Below are 3111 nucleotides of genomic sequence, written 5' to 3' on the forward strand. Positions count from 1 at the left end.
ACAGTAACCAGGTCCAGCGCCAGGGTCAAGACCCTCGGCCGCTTTTCCCGTCCGGAAGCGAGATGAAACATTACCCCCGCCCCACCCCAACACCAAATCGCCCCCCTGACCAGCACAAACACCACACACCTGCACCACCCCACCCCCCAACCCATCCCCCCCAACCCCCCAATCCGACGCACCACCCCACCCACCCACCCCCCACACCCACCCGAATGTGGCCGACATCTCCCCCACAGCCCCGGGCGCTCTGCTGAGGCGCGTCCGAGGACCTTGTCGAGGGTTCGGCGCTTCAGTCGGTCGCTGTCGGGACGATGCCCTGAACCGCCACGGGTGCCCCTCGGGACGTCTGCGTCTGCCAGGTCGGCCACACCGAGGGGGGTCACCACAGGGTTGGCCGGTGGCCACCTCTTGGTGGCTGCGTCGCTGCTGCACGAGACTTCTCCGCACCGTGCGGGCCCGAGCCACGGGAAGCGTCTCAACCCGTCACAGGTGCCGCCGCCTTGGGCAGCCTCGACACCCGCAGGCCGGGACACGTCGTGAGGTGAGCGGTACAGCGGTCAGAACGGGTCCCTTCCACCCCGCCGCCGGAGATGGCTCACTCAACGCTCGTCAGGGTGATCGCCGGCGCGGCTGTCCGTACCGCGCCCACGACGGGGGCGACGGCGTGAGGAGCACCTCGGACGTCGGTGAGAGCTCGCCACGTGGTCCGGGCGTTCATCAGCTGCGGCCTCCGTGAGCACCCAGCCCACCTTTCCCAGGTGTCGACCTGCAGACGGTCCGTCTGCTCACCGAGCAGCAGGTCTACGGGTAGAGGAAGCACAGCATCGCGGTGCGCTGCCGTCATGCAGTCGGCATGGCCCCCAGTTGTTCTCTCGCCGCCGGTGGTCTGACGACCACGAGCTGGGACCACGTCGCCCGTGTGCCTGACAGGCCAAGGTCCTCCTGCGAGCCGCCGCTCGAGGCGGGCCGGCACGAGAACCGCTACGGCCGTCGTCACGACCCACCTCCGGCTCCAGTGCAACGCCGTCACGAGCGCGCCAGCGATGCGCAGAGCGCCTTGCGCAGGATAGACGCGCCAGCTACGCCGCAGGCTCGGCTCTACTCGCGCGCTCCGCTCACGATGGGGCAGGTTCAGCCGCGTTCCTGGCGCAACAGAGAGGATGCTGTCTCTGACGTGCTCAAGGCGACCGTGGCTGCGCTGCCGCTCCCGGCGCGGGCCGCAGACCGCCACCAACCGCATCGGCCTCACTCTGGGCCGTAGATGACAGTTGGAGCCTCGGACGTGCACTCCGCCGTCGATGACCGCACCTGGATGACCTACGCCGAGATCCTTGAAGGCGGAACGGCAGCGACCGCCGCGGCTGTTCCGTCTCAAGCGAAGTCATGGCTCACCGACGGAGGCGTCGTAGCGGGGTGGCGCACGGACCGACGACGTCCTGAGATGCACGTCCCAGCTGTGGTGGGAGTGTGCTCAGAGCTCGCCTCTGCGTGTCGACGGTCTCCTCTCCGGCACGGTCCCGCGAACGCATCAGCGGTTTGACCGCACCGTGGCCGCCGGTCGAGGCTCCGCCTCTCACGATCGCTCGGAGCTGACGCCTCAGGAGAGGCCGGCGGGGTAGCCGCGGATCGCCAAGCACCACCACTCGCACTCAGCCATCCGCCTCGTCTTCGACCGGCGCTGACACCAACGTCACTGAGCAGAGCAACTGCCTGGACACCCCAGGCCCACGTCCTCGCGAGCAGCCGCCACGACCTGCCCTCGCACCCGCGACATCCAGCGGTCGTGGCCCAGGAGCAACACCCGACATGAATCAGCTGCCGAGCAATCCTCACCCAGCCACCACCACGCGAGGCGTCGAAGAGCGTCAAGCGCTTTACTTACGGTTCGCTGTTCCCCAGATGCACGCCTCGTCGGCTGCAGATCACTTTCGGCGCTTCGAACTACGTCTCCCGGAGAGCAGGGACACGGTCTAGGGCCTGTCCTGGCGATCACTTCTTGAGCCAGATCAGGGTGCAGGCGATGATCGCGAGGGCTCGGTAGAGGCTGGCGCGCTTGGCGTAGCGGGTGGACAGCGCCCGGCGCTGCTTGAGGCGATTGAAGCAGCGCTCCACGACGTTGCGGTCGCGGTACTTCTCACGGTCGAAGTTCGGCGGACGCCCACCGCAACTGCCCTGCCGCTGACGCCAGGCAATCTGGTCGGACTTCTCTGGGATGGTGTGCGCCACTCGACGTCGGCGTAGTTCACGGCGGGTGGACTTGTGGGAGTAGGCCTTGTCGGCCACCACGTGCTCGGGGCGGGTCCGGGGCCGACCGGGTCGGCCGGTCTTGAGGGCGATGGCGTCCAGCAGCGGCATCAGCTGGGGGTTGTCCCCGGCCTGTCCCTCGGTGATCGTCAAGGACAGTGGCCGTCCCTTGTTGTCCACAGCGAGGTGGACCTTGCTGGTCAGCCCGCCGCGGGAGCGTCCGAGGGCCTCACCTTGTACTGGCGTGACCGCGCAGGTGCGCTGCCCTTCACGCCAGTAGGGCACCGGGTCCGCCCCTTTTTTCGCGCTCCGGCGGAGTGCTGGTGGGCGCGGATGCTGGTGGAGTCCACGTGGACGACCAGCTCGACGGGTTCGCCGTCGTTGTGGGTCTGCACGTGGGAGAAGATCTTGTCCCAGGTGCCGTCGGCTTCCCAGCGGCGCAGGCGTTCGTGGGCGGTCTTCCAGGGGCCGTAGCGTTCGGGGATGTCGCGCCAGGGGGCGCCGGTGGTCAGCTTCCAGACGATGGCGTTCAGGACTTGGCGGTGGTCTCTCCAGCGTCCGTTGCGCCGTCCGGAGGTGGGCATGAGGGGTTCGATGGCTGCCCAGGCCTGGTCGGTGACTTCATGGCGTCGGACCATCACTCCAGGGTGAACTACACCCGGAGAAGATCGCCAGGACAGGCTCTAGGAGCAGCCATGGTGGGAGTTGTTCTGCCCTCCCCGCGGCTCATCACCTGGGTGAGGGGGTTGGGGTCCATCGCGGTGCGTCCCCGGCTTGTTCACGACACGGCGGGGACGCGGGGATGCTGTCGAGATGAGGCAGGGATGCTGTCGGATGATGCGGGGATGTTGGGGGGATGCGGAA

1 protein-coding gene is annotated in these 3111 nt (G+C 68.0%); it reads right to left on the bottom strand.

Annotated elements, in window-relative coordinates:
* Positions 1-1992 precede the first annotated feature (1992 nt).
* A protein-coding gene (locus tag FMM08_RS22735) for an IS5 family transposase (RefSeq protein WP_439653583.1) occupies positions 1993-2885 on the bottom strand; the annotation gives its coding sequence in 2 pieces (ribosomal slippage) (positions 1993-2484 and positions 2487-2885; 891 coding nt in all).
* Positions 2886-3111: the final 226 nt, after the last annotated feature.

The organism is Quadrisphaera setariae, from assembly GCF_008041935.1.
In the GTDB taxonomy this organism is placed as follows: domain Bacteria; phylum Actinomycetota; class Actinomycetes; order Actinomycetales; family Quadrisphaeraceae; genus Quadrisphaera; species Quadrisphaera setariae.